The sequence below is a fragment of the Altererythrobacter lutimaris genome (assembly GCF_013371495.1).
Taxonomy (GTDB): Bacteria; Pseudomonadota; Alphaproteobacteria; order Sphingomonadales; family Sphingomonadaceae; genus Erythrobacter; species Erythrobacter lutimaris_A.
On sequence record NZ_JABWTA010000023.1, the window covers coordinates 1 to 468 of the forward strand.

Below are 468 nucleotides of genomic sequence, written 5' to 3' on the forward strand. Positions count from 1 at the left end.
GCCAGCCCTGAATGCCGCAGGCTTCGGCCAGCTTCGCGAAGTCCGGATTGACGAGGCCGGTGAAGTGATCGACCAGTCCCTCGACGCGCTGTTCCATCTCAACAAAGCCCAGCGTGTTGTTGTGAAACACCACCAGCTTCAGCGGCACCTTTTCCTGCACCAGCGTCAGCAGATCGCCCATCAACATGGTGAGGCCGCCATCGCCGCACACCGCGATGACCTGCCGGTCGGGATAAGCGAGCTTGCCGCCGATCGCCTGCGGCATACCGCTCGCCATCGTGCCGTGGAGCAAACTGTTGAGAAAGCGGCGCTCGCCGTTTGCCTTCAGATGGCGAAGCATCCAGACCATCGCCGTGCCCACATCGGACACGAAGATCGCGTCATCATCGGCCTTCTTGTCGAGCATATTGGCCACGAAGTGCGGGTGGATCAGCGAAGGATCGCTTTCCTTGCCCTCTTCCAGATAGC

At 60.9% G+C, this 468-nt stretch carries 1 protein-coding gene; it reads right to left on the minus strand.

Features of this window, described 5'->3' with window-relative positions; translation table 11 throughout:
- On the minus strand, window positions 1–468 hold a 468-nt coding region (locus HUO12_RS14370; RefSeq protein WP_232367528.1), incomplete at both ends, for a thiamine pyrophosphate-dependent enzyme.